Below are 5,750 nucleotides of genomic sequence, written 5' to 3' on the forward strand. Positions count from 1 at the left end.
ATCAAGGATCTATTTAGCCATGCTGAATACGACATCCTTTACAAAAATGACGGTCAGCTAGAATTGGATTTTACATCATAATGAGCCATATTGAGATGTTTTACATTTTTTAAGAGACACTAGTGATTTTTTATTTTATCAAATAAACCAGTGAAACCGAAGCTTTCGTAATTCCAAGCAAATCCTTTTTTCCTCTACCGAGCCATGTACCACAAGTCACACAGTCGTACCTGTCATAATTTGCCCGTAACCAGCCCAGTCCTATTTGAAGTCCCAGATTCCAGCGACTTCCCAATACAAACTGATAGCCATAGCCCAACCCGGCTCCATATAAATATCCCTGGTAGCGGTACCCTTTAAACGAGGGATACACGTACAAATCCATATTTCCCACATTAAATTCTCCGCCGAGTGCATGCAGAGCCAGAAAATGTCCGTTATAAGCTTCACAAAGCCAGTATCGCACTTCGGGCTGAAACAACCAGTGCTTCATTTTCCGGTTATTTCCATACTGTAGGGGGTTATAATTAGCGGACAAATCTAGAGTCCATCTTGGAGCAGTCCGGAATTCAAGACCTGCATTGAAAGTACCTGTAACATCATACAGCAAATTGGTTTTCACTGCCAGTCTTTGTGCGGAAAGTCCGGAAACAGCCAATAAGGTCATAAACAACAGAGAACACTTTTTCATTTTTTATCTATAACTACAAATTTATTTTTTCAATATTTGCCATAAATCCCGAATCGCGAAGAAACCATCATGAACCGTAGTACACGACATCTCAAGGATGAACATACTAAGTGGTAGATGCAAATTGAAAACGGATATAATACCATCATTCTATATATGAGTGTGGGAAAAACCCTCCCGGTACTATAAAAATATATAAAAAAAAAAAAAACGTTTAGTCAAGTTTTTTTATTCTGATTTTCAGGTATTTATTTTTGAAGAAAAAGGAGAAAAAAGGAAGTGCACTTTTCTATGAAAAGCAGAAAATCAGTATCATGCAGGCAAATATTTTCCAATCTATAATGACGCATTTGTTCCCACACCATTATGCGACAACAAAAAGCTCGCGATGTTTTTCCCAAAACACCGCGAGCTTTTCAGAAAACGTCGCCACCTTTTCGGCAACGCATAATTATAGGTTCAAAAACCAATAAAGAAACGTTATCCAAGACAAAAGCAAAGAGTTCATATCCACTGTTCAGGCAGCCTCTTTTATTCTGGATAAACCTCATTGGGCGAAGGAAGTTCCTTCCAGCGCTCACCGAACGTATCGTACGCATCGGTAACCACCACAAAGGCACGGGGGTCGGCCTCCTTGATTTTCAGTTTCACTCCCTGCACCTCCTGATAGCTGACCACCAGGAAAATCATCTCCTTGTCACGTCCGGTATACAGTCCCGAACTCTTGATGCAGGTAGCCGTACGGTCGAGGTCCTTCAGGATATACTGGTGAAGCTCGTCCATCTTACGGTCACTGATGACAAAAATCAGTTTGTCGTTCCGCGCCCCGTTTATCATATAGGCAATGACCCGCGAGATGATGAAAATAGAGATGAGCGAATAAAACGACAAGTGCCAGGAAGGCTGCGACATGTCCTCGGCAGTACCCAGACCGAAACCGATGACCAGCAGTCCGAAACAGACTACGGTACCGTCGACCAGCAGAATGGCCCGTGAAAAACGGATGTGACAGTACTTCTGCAGCAACATGCCTACGATATCACTTCCGCCTGTCGTCGCCTGACTGCGGATTACGATGCCGGTACCCACCCCGATAACGGCCGCCCCGATGATACAGGTCAGCATCAGATGATCGGTCATGTCCATGGTTCCCCCCAGCAGCTGCGTAGGGTCCAGTTTCTCCAATGCTTCCTGCGTAGGATATACCAGACGGGACATGACATTCATGATCAGCGGAGTCAGCATGGCCGCCACGATGGTACGGATACCCAGTTTCGACCCGAGCAGCACCACCGAAAGAATCAGCAGCGGGATATCAAACATGTATCCGAACGTTCCCACCTGAATGGAAGGGAACAGGTTATGGAGTACGATACTGGCCCCGTACACTCCTCCGGGCACGATATTATACGGATTGATAAAAAACACAAATCCGGCAGCCAAAATGGTGCATCCTACTACGATGCTAGTCCATGCATATAGCGTCTGTTTCATAGCAAATATTATCTTTATGCAGCAAATATACACATTTTTGGCAATCCGGAACGGAATTTCCCGGAATTATTCTCACCGGCGCATTTCCCGGCCCGGGAACACAGCGCTTTTCCTCATCACAGGATGATGTGCGGCACAAACTCCGAGAGGTTGTCCGTAATCTCCGTCCGGTTTTCACGGATACCCATTCCGGCAGGCTCACCCCCCACTATCCAGGAACCGATTACCGGATAACGGTCCTCGTACGAAACCGGTTCCACATACTGCTGGTACACATAAGCCCCGCGGTTATAGTCGCCCGGCGTCTCGGCCAGCCGCACCACCTCCTCCCACTCACGGAGGTCGACCACGCTCACGTTATGTCCCTCGCGTGAGAAGACCGGCTTCTTACAGAACCGTCCCTGACGCGGGCGCGACATGTAGCACGGCAACACATAAGGAGAATCGGGGAAGAGTTCGAAGAGCGTACTCAGAATCGCCTTGTTCGACATGACCAGTTTCCAGATAGGCTCAATCCACTGCACCTCGGCCAGGCATCCGTCCGGACTCTCGTCCACCATCCACTCCCAGGGATAAAGCTTGAAGCACCGTTCCACCGCCTCTCCCGACGGGTCGGTAAAGCGTCCGTCGTTCAGTATCAGGTCGTTGACATCCAGTACCCTTGTAGAGCATCCGGCCTCCATGGCCGTACTGGCCAGATATTGCAACGTTCCGGTATCTTCATGGTCTTCGAGCGAACCGGCAAAATGCACCGCTCCCCCTTCCGGGAAAATATCGCGCCACGAAGCCACCAGTCCCTCGTGAATACCGTTGAACTGATCGGCCTGCGGAAACATCTCTTCCTTCCACTGCCACTGTATGACCGATGCCTCCAGCAGCGAAGTTGGCGTATCGGCATTGAACTCCAGGATACGGGGAACCCCTTCACGGTCGATCAGGAAGTCGAACCGTCCGTACAGACTCAGTTCGTCACGGTCCCACGAGTCACGGATACGCTCCACCACTTCCGCAGGAAGCTGCAGGTAACGCTCCAGCAGTTCGGGCTTTTCCTCAATCAGGTAAGCCGCCGTGTCACAATACATCCGGTAGGCCTCAGCCGTAGCTACTTCCAGCGAATCAATCTCCGAGGCCGAGAAACTGTAATAGGCCTCTTCCCGCCAGTAATCTCCATGAAAGTCAAATCCCAGTTCTTCTATCTTCTTCTGATAATCCGCACGCGGCTTGATAAGGTGTCTTTTCATACAAATCGAGTAAAAACAACAAACAGACAATTACACTCAGGCATGAACGCCATGAAACGAGTTGCGGCTGGAACCGAATACCCGTCCGCTCGACTTGGTTGTTCCGGCCGAAGGCTTGCTCACCTTCACTCCCGAAGGAGGATCCACACGCGAGCCGTTCACATCGGTCCACGAACCGGACTTCGGATAATAATAATGGGTGGTAGAAAGGCCGTTGGCCAGCGAAGGCATCAGCGCCCAGCGCATCAGCATGGCATTGTATATCCAGCTGTTCCCGTGGCTGTCCGTGTACTCTTCCTGGTCTTTCGGATTTTCCGGCAATTCGGTCTTCTGGGTGCAACCCACCAGCGTCATCAGGCACACGGCTGCCAGCAAATATCGTTTTCTATTCATAATTCAGATAGATTCAGTTAGGTTAGAATTGGAATAAATAAGGTTTCAATTTTACAAAAATAGCGAGAAATCCTTGATGCCGGAAGTTTATCCGGCAAAACTTTGCCAATTCGGCAAAAAACCGCTAACTTGCACCCGTATTTTAAATTGAAATTTACTGACTATGAAAGGTATCGTTTTAGCCGGAGGTTCAGGCACACGTCTCTACCCGATTACCAAGGGAGTTTCCAAGCAACTGCTCCCTGTTTTCGACAAACCGATGATTTACTATCCCATCTCGGTACTCATGCTGGCCGGCATCCGGGAAATCCTTATAATCTCCACCCCTTATGACCTTCCGGGTTTCCAGCGTCTGCTGGGTGACGGAAGCGACTTCGGCGTCCGTTTTGAATATGCCGAACAGCCTTCTCCCGACGGACTGGCTCAGGCTTTCATTATCGGAGAAAAATTTATCGGCAACGACTGCGCCTGCCTGGTGCTGGGCGACAACATTTTCCAGGGAAACGGCTTCACGGCACTGCTGAAGGAAGCGGTACGTACGGCCGAGGAAGAAGGCAAGGCGACCGTTTTCGGATATTGGGTAAGTGATCCGGAGCGTTACGGTGTGGCCGAGTTTGACCCGGAGGGCAACTGCCTCTCCATCGAGGAAAAACCGGAGCATCCGAAATCGAACTATGCGGTTACGGGACTGTATTTCTACCCGAATGAGGTAGTGGAGATTGCGAAGAATATCAAGCCGTCTGCACGCGGGGAACTGGAAATTACAACGGTCAACCAGCATTTCCTGGCTGCGCAACAGCTCAAGGTGCAGACCCTGGGAAGAGGTTTTGCCTGGCTGGATACGGGTACGCACGACTCCCTGGCAGAGGCTTCCACCTACATTGAAGTCATCGAGAAGCGGCAGGGTCTGAAAGTGGCCTGTCTGGAAGGCATTGCCTACCGCAAAGGATGGATCAGCGAAGAGAAAATGCGACAACTGGCACAGCCGATGCTGAAAAACCAATACGGACAGTATCTGCTGAAAGTGATAGAAGAACTGAAACAACACTAAGGAAAACCATGGAAATCATCAAGACGGCTCTGGAAGGAGTTGTAATCATAGAGCCCCGTTTATTCAAAGACGACAGAGGGTATTTTTTTGAGTCCTATTCGGAAAGGGACTTTAACCGGCAGGTGCGCCAGGTGCGTTTCGTACAGGACAACGAGAGCAAATCAAGTTATGGAGTGATACGCGGACTGCATTTTCAGAAACCGCCGTTTGCACAGAGCAAGCTGGTGCGGGTCATCAAGGGAGCGGTACTGGACGTGGCAGTCGACATACGCAAGGGATCGCCGACCTTCGGACAGCACGTGGCAGTGGAACTGAGCGAAGAGAATCACCGGCAGTTCTTTATTCCGCGCGGATTCGCACACGGTTTCAGCGTACTGACGGAGGAAGTGATTTTCCAGTACAAATGCGATAATTTCTACGCTCCCCAGCACGAAGGTGCCATCGCCTGGGACGACCCGGCACTGGGCATTGACTGGAGGATTCCGGCTGAAAAGGCCGTACTTTCGGAAAAAGACAAGCATCATCCAGTGCTGGCCGAAGCGGACTGGCTTTTCGATTATTCGGAAGATCTGTACAAATAATTCCGGTTCATCTTGCCCCCGGCAGAAAAATAAGATGAATCACGCAGTTCCCATTTTCACAAGGATATTTAGGGATATTCAGTAAATGTCCCTAAAAAGTAAGGTGGCATATAAAGTCGATAGAGTATAATCACTTTATATGCCATTGCTATTGCCCTTTTTCTGTGTTTTTTGGCTCAGTAGAAATTTAGTGGGGATAAATTTGTAATCTAATCGAATAGTTCTTTACTTTACAGCATGGAAAACGATTATTTGAGCATGTTGGCCAGTATTGTACTGCCCACACAGATATTGGATTA

At 48.7% G+C, this 5,750-nt stretch carries 6 protein-coding genes; 2 read left to right on the plus strand and 4 right to left on the minus strand.

Translation table 11 applies throughout. The annotated features are described in order from the left end of the window. Nucleotides 1-130: 130 nt before the first annotated feature. The 4 genes from H3001_RS18480 to H3001_RS18495 all read right to left on the minus strand — a co-directional run bounded on the left by H3001_RS18480 (nt 131) and on the right by H3001_RS18495 (nt 3,819). Nucleotides 131-691 carry a DUF3575 domain-containing protein gene (locus H3001_RS18480; protein ID WP_181215718.1) on the minus strand — a complete coding sequence of 187 codons (561 nt, stop codon included), beginning with the start codon at nt 689-691 and terminating at the stop codon, nt 131-133. A 531-nt stretch (nt 692-1,222) separates the two neighbouring features. After that, nucleotides 1,223-2,185: a YitT family protein gene (locus tag H3001_RS18485; protein ID WP_181215719.1), complete on the minus strand. Its 963-nt coding sequence runs from the start codon at nt 2,183-2,185 to the stop codon at nt 1,223-1,225. 116 nt (nt 2,186-2,301) lie between these two features. Beyond that, nucleotides 2,302-3,426: a glutathionylspermidine synthase family protein gene (locus H3001_RS18490; RefSeq protein WP_181215720.1), complete on the minus strand. Its 1,125-nt coding sequence runs from the start codon at nt 3,424-3,426 to the stop codon at nt 2,302-2,304. 36 nt (nt 3,427-3,462) lie between these two features. Next, complete coding sequence (locus H3001_RS18495) at nt 3,463-3,819, minus strand: hypothetical protein (protein ID WP_181215721.1); 357 nt, start codon at nt 3,817-3,819, stop codon at nt 3,463-3,465. Nucleotides 3,820-3,982: 163 nt separating this feature from the next. On the opposite strand from H3001_RS18495, the gene rfbA reads away from it, so the two are divergent. Continuing rightward, a complete protein-coding gene (gene rfbA / locus H3001_RS18500; protein ID WP_181215722.1) occupies nt 3,983-4,870 on the plus strand; it encodes a glucose-1-phosphate thymidylyltransferase RfbA in 888 nt (295 codons plus the stop codon). Between the two features lie 8 nt (nt 4,871-4,878). Then, the gene (rfbC, locus tag H3001_RS18505; RefSeq protein WP_181215723.1) at nt 4,879-5,451 is read left to right on the plus strand and encodes a dTDP-4-dehydrorhamnose 3,5-epimerase; all 573 of its coding nucleotides are present in this window, start codon (nt 4,879-4,881) and stop codon (nt 5,449-5,451) included. The last annotated feature ends 299 nt before the right edge of the window (nt 5,452-5,750 follow it).

The organism is Phocaeicola faecicola, from assembly GCF_013618865.1.
GTDB classification, from domain to species: Bacteria; Bacteroidota; Bacteroidia; order Bacteroidales; family Bacteroidaceae; genus Phocaeicola; species Phocaeicola faecicola.

Excerpts from the sequence above, each read along its gene's own strand:
- H3001_RS18490 (WP_181215720.1), bottom strand. The coding sequence starts at position 3,426 with ATGAAAAGACACCTTATCAAGCCGCGTGCGGATTATCAGAAGAAGATA.
- rfbA (WP_181215722.1), top strand. The coding sequence starts at position 3,983 with ATGAAAGGTATCGTTTTAGCCGGAGGTTCAGGCACACGTCTCTACCCG.
- H3001_RS18480 (WP_181215718.1), bottom strand. The coding sequence starts at position 691 with ATGAAAAAGTGTTCTCTGTTGTTTATGACCTTATTGGCTGTTTCCGGA.
- H3001_RS18495 (WP_181215721.1), bottom strand. The coding sequence starts at position 3,819 with ATGAATAGAAAACGATATTTGCTGGCAGCCGTGTGCCTGATGACGCTG.
- rfbC (WP_181215723.1), top strand. The coding sequence starts at position 4,879 with ATGGAAATCATCAAGACGGCTCTGGAAGGAGTTGTAATCATAGAGCCC.
- H3001_RS18485 (WP_181215719.1), bottom strand. The coding sequence starts at position 2,185 with ATGAAACAGACGCTATATGCATGGACTAGCATCGTAGTAGGATGCACC.